This window comes from Thalassotalea hakodatensis (assembly GCF_030295995.1).
GTDB classification, from domain to species: Bacteria; Pseudomonadota; Gammaproteobacteria; order Enterobacterales; family Alteromonadaceae; genus Thalassotalea_C; species Thalassotalea_C hakodatensis.
Genome location: NZ_AP027365.1, coordinates 3,956,207 through 3,974,588 on the forward strand (window position 1 = coordinate 3,956,207; position 18,382 = coordinate 3,974,588).

The following is an 18,382-nucleotide window of genomic DNA, read 5'->3' on the forward strand; positions in this document are numbered from 1 at the left end:
ACAGTAAACCTGCCATCAGAACAATGACTATGTATTATTCAAATACCTACTCTCGTGCGCAAGCCTTCAAGCATTTTGAATGCACTTTAGCTAAAACAATAGACTTGATTTCGGCCATTGTTTTTCGCCATATATAACGCTTTATCGGCCCGAGAAAATAACATATCAAAAGTGCTATCATCATTAAGCATAATGGCTACTCCTACACTCACTTGAACATTTAACTCACCTTGCCAATGACCTGTAAGTCTTATGCTATCTTGCTGTTGACGGATCCTTTCAGCGATATGCTTTGCTTGTTCTAAGTTAGTATCAGGTAGTACGATGGCAAACTCTTCACCGCCAATTCGAGCAAGTACGTCTTCACTGCGCAAGTTAGGAAGTAAATGCTTACTTACGGTTATTAACACTTCATCGCCTGCTTGATGGCCATATTGATCATTAATATCCTTAAAGTGATCAATATCAATTGAAATCACAGTGAGGGGTTTACCGTTACGTTGCGCTCGTTTAAATTCACGTTCAGCGTGTTCGACAAAATAACGTCGATTAAATAGGTTAGTTAACGAATCAGTATTTGCTTGTTTTCTAAACTGTTCTTTTAATTTATAAAGTTCTGTGACTTCTGTTGAGAAGCCAATTAAAACCGGTGCTTCACCTTCAGGGTAATATGGTATTTTCACACTCAGGTAATGATGCTCATTGCCGTCATCATCAATCACGGTTTCATCTATGGTTTGACGCTCACCAGTTTCAAACAATTTTTTGTCAGATTGATAAAAATGCTCGGCCACTTCTTCAGGTAAAATGTCGGTTTCTTTCTTACCAACAACCTCTTCAGCTGGCAAGCCAAATAAGGCAGCTACGCGACTATTGACATATTTGAACGTTCGTTGATTGTCTTTCATGTAAATGTGCGCATCGACGTTATCAAGTACAATATTGAGTAAATCTTTTTGCTTTTTAACAAGACCTTCTAATCGTTTTTGCTCGGTAATGTCGGTAGAAATACCACATAAACCAATAATATTTCTTTCTTCATCATATAAGGGTTTTTTCACTGAGTGATAAATACGAAATTCACCTCTCGACTTAACATAGTTTGTTTCTTCTTGTTCTACAATGACACCTTCATTGATTACTTTTTTATCGTTTTTCTTTAATTGGTGAGAAATGCTTAGATCAAAAAAATGACTATCGTCTTTGTCAATAACATTTTCTAAAGACGTATCAAAAAGCTCTAGCACCATATCATTGGCGTAAAGATATTTGCCGTTAAGATCCTTGGCGAAAATACAGGCCCCAACATTGTTTAACACTTCTGATAACAACATTACTTGTTGGGCGATAGATGAGAGTGGTTTATTGTTTTTCGTCACTATTTACTGCCTAAAACCGAACATAGCAAAATACAACGTTCTTTTTCAGTATAGCTAATTTTGACATTTAGGTAAGTAGAAACCGCATTAAATACCGTGTAAAAATGAATTAATGGGGTCAGGTACATTAAAGATTAAAGATTAAAGATTAAATGAATTAATGGGGTCAGGTACATTAAAGATTAAAGATTAAAGATTAAAGAAAGTTAACCATGAATAGATATTTCAGCCACTCCCTTTTAATAATAACTATCCATTAACGAAAGTAAAAAAGGGAGCAATTCATGCTCCCTCCATCGTGTTAATTGATGACACTAAGCCGCTTTAGCGAGCGATTTATTTGCTATTTCAATCGTTATTTTTTTAGCTGACCAAATATAATTATGAGAAAAACCTGCTAAGAAGATCAACAATAGAATATAAAGTGCCGTGTAATCGTCTTCTATTTGTTCTGTTTTCACCTGCTCTTCTAACTTTTGACCACTGACTTGTTGCGCTTGTGAAGCGGCTGCTACATCCGGTTTAGCTAAGGCTTCTGCCAATGCTTGCGATAGTGGTGTTAAGCCAAAACCAGCAGCTGTTGAATCCATATATTCGTTGAATTTGTCATTGTTTGTTGCAACATCAAATTCACTCGCAATTTCAGTATAGGTTTCCACCATTTTCTTAATCGTTGCTTGGTCGGCCTGCCAATACCCTTTTCGAACTGCTTCAAGCATACGCTCTATCATTTGTGCCAAACTTTCCGGGTTGGCTTGTTCAAAGAATTCACGCATGTCCATTTGATATTTATCTTCAACATAGACGTCAAAAAATTCCTGCCATTGATCATCTCTAATCGCTTCTGGCGTCATTACTTCCCAACCCCACATATTATTCATGCGATCAAGAATCGCCGTAGCGCCAGCATAACCTGAATCTTGCATGGCTTTTATCCAACGAGGATGAAAATATCTACTACGCATTTCTTGGTTAACAAATTCATCAAGGGTTTGGCTTTTCAATTGATCTTTTTTACGTAAATTTGAAACAAACATTTCCGGTGTTTCACCATCAAGGTGGCGTACCGCTAAACCGATACCACCAAAATATTGGAACGGATCATCATTTGTCATCAAAGCGTATAAATTAGTTGAACGTGAGAAAATCACCCCATCGGTACCTGAAAGCACCTTGTTATATAAACCTTCACCATCACCGAAGACGTCCCCGACATTTTCTGACCAACGTTTTTCATCTTTACCAAAAGCATAACCCATACGGTCTAAATACAAACCAGCCAGCTTATCATCAGTTTCCCAAGTATCAGAAGCTAATGCACTGCCAGCTAAGCCAGTACCATAGTTGCCAGTTTCATTTGAAAAGATACGTATTGATGACAAATAATCAGCATCTGCTTCTGATTTTCCTTGTGCTAACAATTCAGTTTTTAACGCATTTGCGTGGCGATAAACAAAGTTGTTTTCTTCTTTCATTGTTGCAATTTTATCAATCGCTTTTGCCAACCAAAGCATAACGTTAGGGAACGCATCTCGATATAACCCCGTCGCTGAAATAACGACATCAATTCGTGGGCGCTTTAATTCACTCATCGGAATAACTTCAGTACCAACAACATTACCTTGGCGATTCCACTTAGGTTTAATGCCAAGTGCATGTAGCACTTGCGCTTCAAGTGCGCCTTGATGGCGCATTGTTTCTAATGACCATAATGAAAAAGCCAATTTTTCAGGAAAACGCCCATGCTTTTCTACGTAGGCATCAATCGTTTGATTCATGAGGGTTACACCAGCATCATACGATTCTTTCGAAGGCACTTTCGCAGGATTAAAGCCAATAATATTTCGCCCAGTAGGTGCCGCGTCAGGGTTACGAATAGGATCATTACCATAAGTGACTGGAATATAATTGCCTTCAAGCGCTAACAGTAAGTTTTCCGTTTCAGCAATACCTTGAAAGTTGTTCCAATATTGTTGTGCGGTTGTTAAGTCTTCTGATAGCTGCGTATCAAGGTTCGCCAGTTTATTTGGCGTTTTCAAATAAGTATTAAGCAACTGATAACCTTCTAGTGCGGCTAAATTCCTCACTTTTCGATGATCAAACTGTTCAGCAATGGTTAGGTTATTATCCGCTTCATACACGCCGGCACGTTGAGTAAAGTCATCACCTAACATCTGTAATATCGTGGTATATAGATGCGCTTCTTTCGGTAATTCACCAAAAATGTGAATACCTAAAGGTTGGCTCATTTGCGCTAAGGTCGTTAAATGATCTTGTACCTTCGGTAACAGCTTTGAAAAATTTAGTTCAAACTCAGTTTGTTCAATCGACAAGTCTTTTAACATATTTAATTTTTCAGCTGCGGTAATAATTTCAGTTTGTGTATTCGCTTTTGTCTGCCCTTCTTCGAGCATCATATAATTAGCGATTTTTTCATTGAGTTCCGCCACTTCTGCATATAATCCTGCTTTTGCAAACCCAGGCGTTAAATGACTGATCATGGTGGCACGACCACGTCGTTTTGCTTGCATCGCTTCACCAACATTGTCGATAATATAAGGATAAAAAACCGGTAAATTTCCAATGGCAAGGTTTGGCGCATCAAACACAGAAAGGCCACGCTCTTTACCTGTTAACCACTCTTGTGAGCCATGCGTACCTAAATGAATAAATGCATCGGCACCAAAGGTTTTACGTGCGAATAGGTATATAGCTAGATAACTATGATTAATCGGCGTTTTTGTACTGTGATATAACGACGCGTGTTCTTGCGCATTTTCTCCACGTACCCCCTGAGGCAACACGATCATATTGCCTAAATGCATTCTAGGAATAACAAACGCTTTTGCTTGTTCGCCATTAATCGTGGTATTGCGTAACATACCGCTATCTTCAGGTTTACCCCAGCGTTCAACTATCGGCGCTGTAACCTTTTCAGGTAAATTATTAAACCATGACAAATACGTTGATAATGGCATATATTCCGCTAAATCTTGTTCAATAAGTGCTTCTGCATCTTCACCACGATAATAAGGACGTAAGAGTTTACCTGCTGATTCTATTAAATAATCACTGTCTTTTGGCGTGACTTGATAGCCACTTTGTTGCATCGCGTTGGCAATATTCGCAATAGACGATGGAACATCTAAAAAAGCGGCACCAATGTTTTTCTCTCCGGGAGGATAGTTCCAAATAAAGGTAGCGACTTTTTTCTCATTGTTAGCAGTGATAGCCAAACTAGCATGGTTATATGCCCGTTCAACCAATGCATTGAGTTGGTAATCAATCACCACTTTTGCACCTTTTTCGTTTGCAGCAATAATAGTTGGGTCAGCACTACCCGTATCTTCTGGCATCACCAAAAAGAAAGGCGTTAATGACGGCGAAATGCCAGCATGGTCTTCAGAGAAATCGGTTTCATCACCTTCGGTGTAATTTAGTGCATGTAATACCGGTACACCCACTTTTTCAAACTCGGCACGACGTTTTTCTACATAATGTAACGAACGATAATTGATCAGCAAATTAACACGAGGATCACCGTTCTCGGTAAGCAGTAAATCGGTATAATTTAACGCCTCGTCATTCCCTTCAAAGAAATAACCAAACGCTTTTGCACCTTTTGCCTCAAGCCCTTTGATCAATGCATCTACGATTTGTTGTTGTTCATAATCAACAACACTTCTATGTATACCAATCGCAACAACAGGTTGTTGAGGCGTTGGCGCTAAGAATTGATAAAATGCCGTTTCGTCATCGGTTACTTGTGGTGTTAGTGCGTAATGGTACAACCCCACATTAGGTACTGACTTTGGCATTTCGGCCTCAACAGATGATAACGCTAATAATGAACCTGAAATATAGAACATCAGGTTGCGATAGTTATCACGACCAGCATTATTGTAATAACGACCAATGCTTTGTTGTTGTTTTTCAGTAAGGCCTTGATTTGTTTTTGTATTTGCCAAATCTCCCAATGAAATGACTGGCACATTTGGAAATTCAATAAGATAAGCATGATATTTAGCAAACATAAATTTTGATAATGCTGGGTTGATGCCATCTAGCATGACCAACGCCGCATTTTGCCAATCTGCTTTAATTTCTTGTTCTGATTTACCTTTCGTTGAGTAAATGACCAATTCAAAAGGTTGATCTTTTGCTAGCAATTGTAATAAATCACCTTTTGGTTTTGAAGCATGTGAAGACATCATCAACAACACTTGAGGCTTTTCATTAGCAAATAACGGTGTGGCAATAAATAACGTGAGCAACACGACTAAGATTATTTTTTTCATTCTTGATCACTCTTTGTTTTATTATTTTTTTCGTCGCCTTCTGGCACATACACAAAGCTGCCATCTGCCATTTTATAAGCAACACCCGCCCGCATACCTTCACCAGAGCCAATATCACCAGTAGATTTATATTGTTTAATTTCTTTGCCTTTTTTCACGATCATTTCCATGTTTGGTTTTCCGGCATTTTTAATCACCGTTACATCATCAGCAGAAAAGACGCTTAATGGGTTTTGCGCTAATGCAATTAATAACGCAGCAATAATCACTAAAAAAACATCAACGAGGTTTACCGCACTAACGATTGGGTTTAACTCTTCATCATCATCTAAAAAGCGCATATTACTTACCTCAGTTTGCGTACATTGATAAGCTCATCAGCACACCAACGTTTTTTAACTGACGCCGGCCAAAAGGTCAGTGTAGAAATAACTAAGCCCCAAATAACTGCTGCGAAAGCGATAATTAGATTTTCACTAATGCCTTGAATATTGCCATCGGCTAATGCTTGTAATGCAGGCCCCATTGGGATCATTGTCGCGATAAGCCCTAGCATTGGTGCTATTCTGGTAACAATACGTAAGGTTTCCAGTTGCTTTAACGCAACGACTTCTAACTCATCATCACTGGCAAACGGATTTCTAATAAAATAATTATGAACAGGGAAACCTGGAAGGGTTGTCATTGAACCATCGTTATTGTGTATCTGTTTTACATAATTCAGTTTATGTTGTCGGCGTTGTAACCACTGAGAAGCAAATTTCCCTAATGCATAAATGGCATATACCACTAACAAGCAAATAACAATAATAACTGGCGTCATCAGTAACTCTGAAACTTGCGCCATGGTGATTTCTAATAATTGGATGTTCACTAAATTTTATCCCCCTAGGATTTAATGAAAACATTGTACATAACCCCAAAACTACAATCAAATAATAATTATTCTCATTTGTGTTTACTTTAGCGTTTTGATCCTATAGAGTAAAAAACGATTGATTAGAAAGCCCAAGAAAATACCGGCCCGTAGTGGTTACTTGTTTTAACTTGCACAGAACATCCCCCCGTTCTCGCCAACCTAAAACAAGTATGCGGGTGCGGTATTTACATCATTGAACACATATTTTTAAGTAATAGGATTCATTGCAATGTATTTGCATCAACAACCGTATAAACGAACATTATTATCAACTGCTTTATTATTGGCAGTTTCTTCAACGCCTGCCTTTGCCTATGAAACGCCTGATTCAGATTTAACCAATGATTTAGAAGTTATCGTGATCAGTGGTTCCAAAACTGAAAAAGCGCTTAAAGACGTTGCTGGGAGTATTTCGGTTGTTACTTCAGAAGATATTGAGAAACAAGTCGTGACTGACTTTAGTCAGTTATTCCAATATGACCCTAGTGTACAAGTAAGCGGCTCAGCAGGTAGTGCTCAGAATGTTATTGTTCGAGGCATGGGTGGTGACCGTGTTCTGATGATTAAAGATGGCATGCGTATGAACGAAGGGTACGGCGCAAATGGGTTAAATGATATTGTAGGTCGTGGTTTTATTGATACAGACACATTAAAACAAGTAGAGGTTGCTAAAGGTGCAGCTTCTTCACTCTATGGCTCAGATGCGTTAGGCGGTATTGTTGTTTTTACCACCAAAGATGCTTCTGATTATTTAGAAAAAGGTGAAGCAATCGCAGGTAAAGTAAAGCTTGGTTACAATGAACTTGGCAAACAAACCAACCTCGGCGGCACCTTAGCCTTTAAAACAGGCGAAGTAGAACACTTATTAAATGCCAGTGCTCGTGATGGACAAGAAGTACAAAACTTCGACGGTACTAAACCTGATCTTGATATTGAATCAACGAGTTACCTATACAAAGCAAAACTAAATTTAAATAAAACTGACTTTCTGTCATTCTCTGCAGACATATGGCAACAAGACGTTATTGGCAATCACGCTCTCGGGCTTCTTGAATACTTTCGTACTCTTGATGGCTACAATGTCGTTGCCGAAAAAAATACTAGCAAGCAAGATACCCAAGCATACAAACTTCGTTATTATAGTGAAACCCCTACCGCACTTTATGATTTACTTAATATCGCTATCTATACCAACAATTCAGAGCAAGAAGATATTGAATACGGTCAATTAGATATCAACGCCAATTTTGGTTTCCCGGTCGTTGAAATTCGCGATATGTGGAACACTTCACTGTACAAACAAAAAACCAAAGGGTTATTGTCTAACGCAAGCTTAACGCTGAATGATACTCATACGATTGGTTATGGTCTTGATATAGAGCATTCAGAGTCATTGCGTACAGAGGTAAAACTTTACGAAGTAGAAGGCGTAGCCAAACCAGGTTATCCACAAGAGAATGAAAAATTCCCAACGACGGAAGTAAAACGAACCGGATTATTTATCAACGATGAAATAACGTTATTAAATAATCGCTTAACAATCACACCTGGAGTGCGATTTGATACCTATAAGATGGAAGCAAATAACGCGAAAAATGACGATGGCGTTGATTATAAATCCTATGATGAAGATCATGTCTCATTAAACCTTGGTGCATTATATAAGTTTAGTGATGATATTGCGGTATTTGCCCAATATGGTCAGGGCTTTAAAGTACCTGCTTATGATCTTGCTTATATTAACCATGATAATTCTATTTATGGCTATAAAGTGGTACCCAGTAATGATTTATCCCCCGAAAAAAGTGATACCTATGAACTTGGTTTACGTGGCACAGTTAACGATTTAACCTTTAGCGGTGCGATTTTTCACAGTAAATATGACGACTTTTTAGCCACTGAGTTAATTGATATCGAAAGTGTTATAAATCCATATACAGGCCAAGAATCATCCGTATTAGTGTATCAATATCAAAACATAGATGCGGTCACCATCAAAGGTATTGAAGCGTCGATACACTATGATATCAATCACCATTTATCCATGTTCGCAAATGCCGCCTATCAAGATGGTAAAGACGACGAAACAGGTGACTACCTAACGAGCATCAGCCCGCTATCAGGGAGTGCAGGGTTTAATATGCAGTATGGTGACTTTTCTTCCGACATTATTGTTAATTGGGCGAAGCGTATGACAAAAGTTAACAGTGGTAATGCTGAAATTGCCGGTCACGTGACTATCGATATGCTAGGGCATTACGCAATTACAGATGATTTACGTGTTAACGTGGCAATTTCGAACCTATTCGATAAAGAATACGTACGTTATTTAAATGGTGCAGGACACGCAAGCGGTAATACCTTAAACAATGTTACTGAACCAGGTAGAAGTGTTTCAGCCGCGATTCATTACCAGTTTTAGTAATGTAACGATTAATTACGCGACATAAAAGCTCCTTTCATAGGAGCTTTTTGTTTTACGAGGTAATCTTCATCTAAATATATCATAGCGTTTAACCGACTTTTTCCGTAAAATTCTCTTTGTTTCCATTCAATTTATTAAGCAGCAGTCGCAAAGGTTATGATCTCCAAGCACCCACCGGGGTTAGTCATTCCATTTTCAAACGAGCCCCAATTAGCTTTGTTACCAGAGACATTTACCTACCCTTTCTGTTATCAGCCTGATCCTTGGGCAAAACAAGCTGCAATTGAGTTACAACAATGGCTAAGCTTGCATACACCCGATGCACAACAACATGAAGGAAAAATGTATGGCGTACTTGTTGTAAAAAGCCAACGCGGTGAACTTGGTTATTTATGCGCTTATTCAGGTGCGACTATCGCGTTATCTGATTTAAAAGAAACATTTAACAAACACTTCGTACCTAATATTTTTGAAGGGTTTTCACAAGACAGTGATTTTTCAACGCATCAAGCTATTATTAATCAGATTAACGCTGAAATAGAGGCCTTAAGTAGCTGTCAAACACTTGTCGACTTGCAAGAAGAAGTTGCAACATTGAAACGCCAAGCTGAAAAAGCGATTAGCTTAAAACAGCAAGCAATGGTTGAACAAAAAAAACAACGAAAAATAACCCGACATGCCATTTCAGAGCAGCTTTCCACTTGGACAGAGACGCATGACCCTGACACCTTTGCTCATGCGAAAGCGTTAAGTATATCGCTATCACGAGAAAGCGTGACACACAAAAAAGCGCTACAAGCACTAAAGACATACTGGCAACAAAAAATAGCCGCTCTCAGTGAACAAGTCACTGAGAAACTAGACGTGATCTCAGTATTAAAAAAGCGTAGAAAAAAACTATCGAATAAATTGCAAAAACAATTATTTCAACAATATCAGTTACTCAATATTGACGGAAACAAAAAAGAGGTGCTTGAATTATTTGCAGAACAAGACAAAGGAAAGCCACCCGCAGGAACGGGTGATTGCGCAGCGCCAAAGCTATTGCAATATGCCTTTAGCCAGCAATTAATACCGATTTGTTTTACCGAATTTTGGTGGGGGAAGTCTCATCCCTCTGAAATACGTAAACACGGTTATTATTACCCTGCATGCCAAGGAAAGTGCGGGCCGATATTACCCCATATGCTTCAAGGTTTGGCGGTAGATATTAACCCATTGTTAACCAACCCTGCCGAACAATTATCATTAGAGATTGTATATCACGATCAACATATTGTTGTAGTAAACAAGCCTGCGGGGTTATTGTCGGTGCCCGGCAAAAATATACAAGATTCAGTTGAAACAAGAATAAAAGCAAAATTTCCGCATGCACAAGGAAAATTAATAGTTCATCGGTTAGATATGGCGACATCTGGTTTGTTAGTGCTCGCTTTAAGTGAACGAGCACATAAATCAATACAACAGCAGTTTATTGAAAAAAGAGTAGAGAAGCGTTACATCGCCTTAGTTGATGGTGTTATTGCAGAAGAGTCGGGCAATATAAATTTACCACTAATACTTGATATTAATGATCGTCCTCGTCAAAAAGTATGTGTTGAACATGGAAAGTTCGCGAAAACTACATGGCACGTCATTGAACGCTTTAATGATAAAACCCTTCTTCAGCTATACCCGATAACCGGCCGTACACATCAACTACGTGTACATTGTGCACACCCCGACGGATTAAATACGCCGATTACCGGCGATGGTCTTTACGGCACACTCGCTGACAGGCTCCACTTACATGCCGAGACGCTTAGTTTCAACCACCCTATCACGAAAGAGCCATTATCATTCCACATACAGGTAAATTTTTGATTTTCTACTACATAAATATTCGGTCATTCAGCGAGAATTAAACGCTTTAGAGGCACGGCGTTGATTGCAGAGAATGGTTATTCAGGAGAACATGCTCCTGCGTTCTCTAATAAGCTACATCCTTGTAGCGTCTTTGTTAAAACCAACAACACAGGCTATGAAGCGTTTAAACTCGCCCTTTGGGAGCCTGTTAGAGGCGCGATAATTGCGCAAAACGTGTTTGATTTAGAACAAACGTTTCGCTTATTCTCCCACCTCTGACATCGCTCTGAACTGACTTAATCTTTATGCGAATTAGTATAAATCACTTACGTATGCAGTCCCTTTTAAAAACCATCATGTAGTTAAGACAATTGATTAGCTGCTCTCGATCGCCCGTTCATCCAGTGAATAGTGATATTTTTAAAAAAATGTATTTTGGGTGTAATAAACTTCAAGGTAAAACCACTAACAAGGCAAAGCATGTATAGGAACTTATTTTTCAATGGGCAGTGATTTTTATCAATTATCGATACTTCCATATTCAGGGATCATAATCAAAATTTGTCGGGCGTATACCAATAGCCAAGAAGACTTTGAAGATTATTATCAAGAAGTATGCCTGCAAATTTGGCGTAGTAAAGATAATTTTAATCAGCAATCAAAGTGGTCAACGTGGATATACCGCATTTCTTTGAATGTTTGTCTAACGCATTTGAAAAAGAGTAAGTCAGGTATAACGGATATATCGTCCGATGCGTTACCCGAAGAAGTGATTGACGACAGTAAAGCCTTTATCAATGACGATATAAACCAACTCTACAATGCAATAAAGCACTTGTCAGAAATAGACCGAGCGTTGATTTTGCTTTATTTGGAAGAAAAAACCTATGCGGAGATTGCCGAAATTACCGGTACAAATACGAATAGTATTGGCGTCAGAATCAACCGAGTAAAAGAAAGATTGCACAGACACTTGAATCAACAAGGAGTAACAAATGAATAGATCCATTGAAGCCATGTGGAAAGAAGGTTTTATCAATGAGCCTAATCTTGCCGCACCGAAGATTAATGCCTTATATAACCTAAAGTCTCAAAATATTGTAGATAAATTACAAAGCATGTTCGCACTCAATATTAAAGCGCTAATCATAGGTAGTATCATCATGATGATTATGATGTCACTTATAGGCGCGCCGTTTTTAGGTTTATATATTTGCTGTTTACTCATACCGCTGGTGATCATTGCCAAAAAAGAGTTAGCCAAAAGCACATCCTTATCGAAAGGCCAATCGAGTTATGATTATTTACTCAATTTTGATCACTGGCTAAAAAGCTCGATTAACACCTATGCCAAGTATTACCGCTTGTTTTACCCTTTATTTTTTATTGGCATGGTGACTCAAGCGCTCGTTAGCAAAGCGGGTGGGAAAATTATCAGTTTAATCATGCAAAAGTTCCCAACAGATTTAGTCCTGTTAGGCATTCCATATTATTTAATCATCATATTAACAATGCTACTGCTGCTTGTTATAAAGTATTCTGATGCATTGTACCGTTTAGATCTCAATATAGTTTACGGACGTCAATTCAAGAAATTAGACGAATTGATTGCTGATATGAAAACACTGAAAAGCTAATTTTGTTGTCACCAGAAGGTAGATTATTGATCTGCCTTCTACGATTTCACCATTGTTCAAATCAACTCACTATCTTTGTGTTTTTAATCGCTTTATCGATTTATCATCAAGCGCCAATGTTTTCAAGAGTGCGGAATACCTCGCATCGTTCTTAAGTGGAACTAGTCTAGGATCATTACGGGTAAATATAAGACAATTAGATTGATAATTAATTGCTTTGTCAAACAGAGGAAAAGCGTTATTGGCATCACCCAATAAAACATATACCACCGCGGTTTCATAAGGACACATATATTGTTGACTTTGCTCTGCTTCATTTATTAACGCTAAGGCCTTTGAACGATTTCCTGCTGCTGCATATGATTGCGCTAGAATAATCAATGGAAATACACCTCGTTGACTTAATTTCACTCCTTGTTCAGCCAATTGAATACTTCTGTCATGGTTACCTTTTACATATTCTGCAACAGACAAGTTTAAGATCGGGTAGGGTAACGTATTATGCAGTTTTACTTTATCTTTTCCCCATACTATAGCCGCATCCACTTCATTAACCATCAACAATGCCCATAACCCCCAATCAGCAATTTCTAAGTTCAGAGGGTCTAAATTCTCCGCGCGAAGTAACGCTTTTTTAACCTGTTTCGCGTCGCCTATCGCTGCGTAATATAGTGCAAAGCCTAGCTCTGTGAGCGCCAGATTCGGATCCTTCCTATGCGCCTTAGTTAACATTTTCCATGCATCTTCCCACTGCCAAGTATGTACATATGCAACGCCAAGTAATGACATGATTTTCGCCGACTCTGGGTTGATCTCTAAGACATCAATGGCAGAAGAAATCACTTTAGGTAATACTTTTTTCGGTTGTTCGTATAATACCATTAATATCCGATACGCATTTGCTTTGGCGATATAAGCCGCTTCAAAATTAGCATCGTTGGCAATAGCTTGAGAAAAAAACGCGATTGAAGATAAAACAGAATCATGTGTCATTAACGAAAGTTGATGCTGTCCTTGCACATATAAATCATAGGCTTGAACATTAGTGGTAGGTATTTCTCTAAGTACTTGTTTTTCTTCCTCAAGTATTATTACTTTAAGTGACTCTGATACTGATGAAGCTATTTCACTTTGGAAATTAAAACGATTAGGACTGTGTATTTGAATATCAAAATCTCCATCCCACAATAATTGATCATTTTGTAGATTCTCTAATTCAACGGTAACACGGATATTGCCATTGCTACCTTCACTTACCACACCATCTAGCACATAATTTACCGCAGGTAGTTTTTCTTTAATATGTGAACGTACTTTATTGTTTTTAAAAATAAATGATGAAGGGGGTGGAACTATTTTAATACCCGATACTTTTCTTAACCCTTGAATAAGCTCTCTGGTGATTTGATCCGCAAATGGTGCTAAATTCGCATTATGTAAACTCGACACAGAAAATGGTACAACGAGTAAATAAGGTGGTAATTCCTTAGGTGTTTTTGTTGTATTATAAAACCAAAGAGCACTGATAATCGCAGTCAATAATAGTATTAACTTGCTCAAACTTAAGGGAAGTTTGTGTGCGTAATTCACGCTAGGAATATCACTCACGTCTATTGACGATTCATGAGTTAACACATTGTTAGTGATTTGAGACTCAGTGTTAGCACGCTCCTCAACGTCAGCAATAAACTGGTAACCTCTTGAGCGAACGGTTTTAATAATTTGTTGTAAATTCCCATTATCTCCCAGCACTTTTCTTGCTGATTTTATGTGGTTACTTAACGTAGTATCTGAAACTTCTCTGCCATGCCAGACCTTTTGGAAAAGCTCCTCTCTTGTGACTAACCTTTGCCGATGCTCAATTAAATACACAATTAAGTCGAATACTTTCGGTTCAATTTTCACCGAACAATCATCACAACGTATTTCAAATTGTACGACATCAACGTCGATATTGTTCACCCGATAAATCACTATTTGCTCTCCGTTGCTTGGTTGATGCTTTTGGGTTTGTATTGGAGAAATATTACCTTTTGATTACCTAATCGTTAGCTAACCATCATGTTTTATTTTCTTGGTTGTCAATAATAAACGCCAGCTTAATCAAAAAGGAAATATATTATGCCTACGCCTATAGAGATACTCATTGACCCGCTTTCTCTTATGTTACTCTCAATTTACGCAACATTGATTGTTGTCGAAACAATACACCCAGGACAACCACAAAAAAAAGTAAAAGGCTGGATCCCAAAAGCCATGTTTGTTTTTATCATTTATTTTTATTTATCAACCTATTTACCTTTAATTTGGGATAAGTATTTGTTGCCATATCAACTGATGAATCTTCAAGAGCTTAATCCGTATATTAGTACCTTAATGGCCCTTTTAGTATTTGAATTGATGATTTATCTTTGGCATAGAGCAATGCATAGTAATAATTGGTTATGGAGAACATTCCATCAAATGCATCATAGTGCGGAACGTTTAGATACATTTGGCGCCTTTTATTTTAGCCCGTTAGATATGATTGGCTTTACATTTATTGGGAGTTTAACGTTAAGTATTTTTGTTGGTTTATCGCCTCAAGCAATTTCATGGTTTTTATACATCACTATGTTTTTAGCGATCTTCCAACACACAAACATTAAAACGCCACAATGGCTTGGCTATATAATTCAAAGACCGGAGAGTCATTCCGTTCATCATCAAAAAGGTATTCATAGATACAATTATTCAGACTTGCCTATTTTTGATATTTTATTCGGAACGTTTAACAACCCGAAAGAATTTTCACCCGAAATAGGGTTTTACAACGGTTGCTCAAGCAGAGTCAAAGACGCGTTGCTGTTTAAAGATATTAGCAAAGTTACCAATAGATGAAACAGCACTTTCTAACGTGATTCTATATGTACCAAGATAGATGCTTGATCTTTCTTGGTCATTTTACTCACCACCAAATTAAACGAATTATCGATCATGCGCTCAATTTCACCTTCAGGAACTGATCCATCTAAAATAACGGTGTTCCATTGAGCTTTATGCATATGGTAGCCAGGGATCACACTAGGAAATATATCCCGTAACATTATCGCCTCTTCAGGATCACATTTTAAATTAACACAATAATGCCCTTTCATTTTTCCGTGAGTATCTTTTTCATTTCCAGTGCCTAACGATAAAAGCGCAAACATTTTGTTTTTCACTTTGAATACTTTTACATCAGCACCGAAGGGATAACCTATGGATACGTGTGGTTTACTCAATAAGTATTGTTCAACTATTTTACTGTCCATATAAATTTCACTGATTTGCTAATTTCTACATCATATTAAAAAGCAACATTAAGCCTATAGCAACATTTGTACATTCTAAAAAAGCAACACTAGCTATTAACAATATGACACTACCAGTATGAACGTATGATTCAGAGCGCGTACTTTCTGTTACACCTAGTTAAACTTCTCAGAAAATATTGCGAGGATAATTGATGACAAATGAATTCATGGTGGCACAATACAATGAATGAACTATTTTTGAGCATTCACCATAGGATTTTGAATGAAAGCTTTGTTAAGCATACTACTTGTTGGCCTTAGTAGTTTTGTATGCGCCACTGAGCAAGCCGAAGCCATTTTTAAACAACTCGCCCCCTCTTTATATCAAATTAGGATTATTGACAAAGCTAGCGGTGAAAAATCTTCCATTGGCTCAGGGTTCCAAATTAGTGCTGATGGTTTAATTGCCACCAACTACCATGTAATTTCAAGTTATGCTCGTCACCCTAAAAAATATCGGATTGAATATCTAGATAATAAAGGAAATAGAGCCGAGTTAACGTTACAGAATATTGATGTAATAAACGACCTTGCTATTGTAAAACGTGACGTTGAACAACCAATGGCTTTTTTCGATATTTCTGATGCGCCACCAAAGAAAGGTGAAGAAATTTTTTCTTTAGGAAACCCGCATGATCTTGGCATGATAGTAGTGCCGGGCACATATAACGGCTTAAAGAAAGAATCTTTTAGTGATCGTATTCATTTTACTGGCTCGGTTAACTCTGGCATGAGCGGTGGTCCTGTGGTCAATAAAGCAACGAAAGTTGTAGGAATAAATGTCGCCACATCTGGCAATCAAATTGGCTTTTTAGTACCACATGACAAACTACAAATATTACTTGATAAGCATAATCAACAGGCTCCTGATGCTATTGCACAACAAATGCAAGAACAGCTTAATAACTATCAAGAACAGTTAATTACCACGTTATTAAACAGCCCTTGGCAATTAAAAAACCTTGGTGAAGGGCTTGTACCCACCATTGACGTACCTTTTATTCGTTGCTGGGGCGAATCTAACGCTGACAAAAAGGATGCACTAATGTCAATGGCGGTGGCCAATTGTTCATTAGAAGAGAACGTATTTATTGCGAATAATTTTTATACTGGCTCAGTCGAAATGGAATTTCGCTATCTACACGCTAGAAAACTAAGTGATATAAAGTTTTATCAACTCTTTCAACGTCAAATAGCTCGTGTGATGCCAGGAAATACAGCAGGTAAAGAAGATATTACAGAATTTGAATGTCAGCACGATATCGTGATGCCAACTAACCAACAAATCAATAACAAGGCCATTTTCTGTACTCGCGCCTATAAAAAGTTTACCAACTTATATGATGTACTTTACCTCGCGATTTCTGTCGACCATCATCAGCAAGCCCTTATTAGCCACTTTACGTTGGCGGGTGTTTCTCAATCAAGCGCCCAAGGATTTACTAAGCAGTTTATGGAGTCGGTAACATGGAAATAATTATTGAAGAAATCAGCCGAGGACATAAAGTGATAAGCCGACAGAAGTTCGGCCAGAACAAAGTCGACATTGGCCGAGGTTATCATAACGATGTAATGCTATCTGATCCTCACGTTTGCGCCGAACACATAACGATTTCTTTTGATGGTGAACATTGGCGGATACAAGATCTAGACAGCATTAATGGTAGTTTTCTTGGTGAAGGTAAAAAAACGGCCGACGGCCACATTGTTCATTCAGGCGATATTATTCGCGTAGGAAAAAGCCAAATTCGTATCTTGTTTCCTTTTCATCCGGTAGAAGAAAGCATCACCCTTAGCCCTTTTGAAAATTTAATTAACCTAACCAAGTCTCCCGCGATATTAATCACCAACATAGTTGTTTTTGCCTTAATAACCGGCTGGTTATTTTTCCTTAATAACCCAACAGAAGTAAAATTCACTCAACTGTTAGTATCAGCTGCCGGCTTAACCTTAATGTTTGCTGTTTGGCCTATTGGTGTTGCTATCGTGTCATTGTTAACCAAACATGATGCTCGCATTTGGACCCAGCTTGGTATTTGTTTTGTTTTTTATAATATCTCTTGGGTCACAGACTTCCTAGAAACATTTATTAATTTTAATACGGCTAGTGGTTCGTTTTTAGTGCTGTTAGCTTCTTTTACACCTATAGCAATCGCTTTTTGTTTATTTTGGTTGAATATCTATGTTGGTTTTCATGTCAGTAATAAACGCCGCATGGCAATTGCCAGTGGCTTAACAATTCTATTAGTAGGAGGCAGCTTTTTAATACAAGTGAGTAAAAAGCCTGACTTTAGTATTAAGCCTGAATTCAATTCAACACTGCTGACCCCGAGTTTCTTATTTACCAGTAGCAGTAATGTTGACCAGTTTATCAATAACACTAACGAGCTTTTCATCAAAGTAGATGAAAAAGCCAAGCAGAAAGACTCGTAAAAAAGTGTCGAGAATTTTTACAATCGATGTTTTTAAACAAATCGGCCATTTAAAAAAAAAGAATTTACATAAATAAAATCAGTAAGTTAAAAATATTTTTTAAAGTTGGCA

The 18,382-nt window shown here is 37.9% G+C and carries 13 protein-coding genes; 7 read left to right on the forward strand and 6 right to left on the reverse strand.

The annotated features are described in order from the left end of the window. Window positions 1–86: 86 nt before the first annotated feature. From QUE72_RS17580 to QUE72_RS17595, 4 genes are all read right to left on the reverse strand, one after another. Entirely contained in the window at window positions 87–1,379 is a 1,293-nt protein-coding gene (locus tag QUE72_RS17580) for a sensor domain-containing diguanylate cyclase (protein WP_286270424.1), read from the reverse strand. A gap of 314 nt (window positions 1,380–1,693) precedes the next feature. Beyond that, window positions 1,694–5,677, reverse strand: coding sequence for a cobaltochelatase subunit CobN (gene cobN / locus QUE72_RS17585; protein WP_286270425.1), 3,984 nt, complete (start codon window positions 5,675–5,677; stop codon window positions 1,694–1,696). After that, entirely contained in the window at window positions 5,674–6,018 is a 345-nt protein-coding gene (locus QUE72_RS17590; protein WP_074497044.1) for a DUF2149 domain-containing protein, read from the reverse strand. The genes cobN and QUE72_RS17590 overlap by 4 nt, the downstream gene beginning before the upstream one ends. Window positions 6,019–6,023: 5 nt before the next feature. Then, window positions 6,024–6,551 carry a MotA/TolQ/ExbB proton channel family protein gene (locus QUE72_RS17595; protein ID WP_175573081.1) on the reverse strand — a complete coding sequence of 176 codons (528 nt, stop codon included), beginning with the start codon at window positions 6,549–6,551 and terminating at the stop codon, window positions 6,024–6,026. 274 nt (window positions 6,552–6,825) lie between these two features. Between QUE72_RS17595 and QUE72_RS17600 the strand changes: the two genes are divergently transcribed. The 4 genes from QUE72_RS17600 (at window position 6,826) to QUE72_RS17615 (ending at window position 12,503) form a co-directional block, all read left to right on the forward strand. Continuing rightward, the gene (locus QUE72_RS17600) at window positions 6,826–9,018 is read left to right on the forward strand and encodes a TonB-dependent hemoglobin/transferrin/lactoferrin family receptor (protein WP_286270429.1); all 2,193 of its coding nucleotides are present in this window, start codon (window positions 6,826–6,828) and stop codon (window positions 9,016–9,018) included. A 159-nt stretch (window positions 9,019–9,177) separates the two neighbouring features. Beyond that, window positions 9,178–10,884, forward strand: coding sequence for a pseudouridine synthase (locus QUE72_RS17605; RefSeq protein ID WP_286270430.1), 1,707 nt, complete (start codon window positions 9,178–9,180; stop codon window positions 10,882–10,884). A gap of 484 nt (window positions 10,885–11,368) precedes the next feature. Continuing rightward, window positions 11,369–11,869 (forward strand): RNA polymerase sigma factor, encoded by a 501-nt coding sequence (locus QUE72_RS17610; protein WP_286270431.1) that lies wholly within the window; start codon window positions 11,369–11,371, stop codon window positions 11,867–11,869. Further along, the gene (locus QUE72_RS17615) at window positions 11,862–12,503 is read left to right on the forward strand and encodes a hypothetical protein (RefSeq protein ID WP_286270432.1); all 642 of its coding nucleotides are present in this window, start codon (window positions 11,862–11,864) and stop codon (window positions 12,501–12,503) included. The genes QUE72_RS17610 and QUE72_RS17615 overlap by 8 nt, the downstream gene beginning before the upstream one ends. Before the next feature lie 69 nt (window positions 12,504–12,572). On the opposite strand, the gene QUE72_RS17620 is transcribed toward QUE72_RS17615, so the two are convergent. Next, window positions 12,573–14,477 (reverse strand): winged helix-turn-helix domain-containing protein, encoded by a 1,905-nt coding sequence (locus QUE72_RS17620; RefSeq protein ID WP_286270434.1) that lies wholly within the window; start codon window positions 14,475–14,477, stop codon window positions 12,573–12,575. 147 nt (window positions 14,478–14,624) lie between these two features. Here QUE72_RS17620 and QUE72_RS17625 point away from each other — a divergent pair, with 147 nt between their 5' ends. After that, window positions 14,625–15,383: a sterol desaturase family protein gene (locus tag QUE72_RS17625; protein WP_286270437.1), complete on the forward strand. Its 759-nt coding sequence runs from the start codon at window positions 14,625–14,627 to the stop codon at window positions 15,381–15,383. 11 nt (window positions 15,384–15,394) lie between these two features. Here QUE72_RS17625 and QUE72_RS17630 read toward each other — a convergent pair whose 3' ends face one another. Next, entirely contained in the window at window positions 15,395–15,796 is a 402-nt protein-coding gene (locus QUE72_RS17630; RefSeq protein ID WP_286270439.1) for an MmcQ/YjbR family DNA-binding protein, read from the reverse strand. 265 nt (window positions 15,797–16,061) lie between these two features. On the opposite strand from QUE72_RS17630, the gene QUE72_RS17635 reads away from it, so the two are divergent. Both QUE72_RS17635 and QUE72_RS17640 read left to right on the forward strand, forming a co-directional pair. After that, complete coding sequence (locus QUE72_RS17635) at window positions 16,062–17,315, forward strand: S1 family peptidase (RefSeq protein WP_286270440.1); 1,254 nt, start codon at window positions 16,062–16,064, stop codon at window positions 17,313–17,315. Further along, complete coding sequence (locus QUE72_RS17640; RefSeq protein ID WP_286270441.1) at window positions 17,306–18,271, forward strand: FHA domain-containing protein; 966 nt, start codon at window positions 17,306–17,308, stop codon at window positions 18,269–18,271. The genes QUE72_RS17635 and QUE72_RS17640 overlap by 10 nt, the downstream gene beginning before the upstream one ends. Window positions 18,272–18,382: the final 111 nt, after the last annotated feature.

What these genes read in the sequence shown, in the direction of transcription:
- QUE72_RS17605 (WP_286270430.1), top strand. Translation starts at nt 9,178, where the DNA reads ATGATCTCCAAGCACCCACCGGGGTTAGTCATTCCATTTTCAAACGAG.
- QUE72_RS17635 (WP_286270440.1), top strand. Translation starts at nt 16,062, where the DNA reads ATGAAAGCTTTGTTAAGCATACTACTTGTTGGCCTTAGTAGTTTTGTA.
- cobN (WP_286270425.1), bottom strand. Translation starts at nt 5,677, where the DNA reads ATGAAAAAAATAATCTTAGTCGTGTTGCTCACGTTATTTATTGCCACA.
- QUE72_RS17615 (WP_286270432.1), top strand. Translation starts at nt 11,862, where the DNA reads ATGAATAGATCCATTGAAGCCATGTGGAAAGAAGGTTTTATCAATGAG.
- QUE72_RS17590 (WP_074497044.1), bottom strand. Translation starts at nt 6,018, where the DNA reads ATGCGCTTTTTAGATGATGATGAAGAGTTAAACCCAATCGTTAGTGCG.
- QUE72_RS17625 (WP_286270437.1), top strand. Translation starts at nt 14,625, where the DNA reads ATGCCTACGCCTATAGAGATACTCATTGACCCGCTTTCTCTTATGTTA.
- QUE72_RS17640 (WP_286270441.1), top strand. Translation starts at nt 17,306, where the DNA reads ATGGAAATAATTATTGAAGAAATCAGCCGAGGACATAAAGTGATAAGC.
- QUE72_RS17610 (WP_286270431.1), top strand. Translation starts at nt 11,369, where the DNA reads ATGGGCAGTGATTTTTATCAATTATCGATACTTCCATATTCAGGGATC.
- QUE72_RS17630 (WP_286270439.1), bottom strand. Translation starts at nt 15,796, where the DNA reads ATGGACAGTAAAATAGTTGAACAATACTTATTGAGTAAACCACACGTA.
- QUE72_RS17600 (WP_286270429.1), top strand. Translation starts at nt 6,826, where the DNA reads ATGTATTTGCATCAACAACCGTATAAACGAACATTATTATCAACTGCT.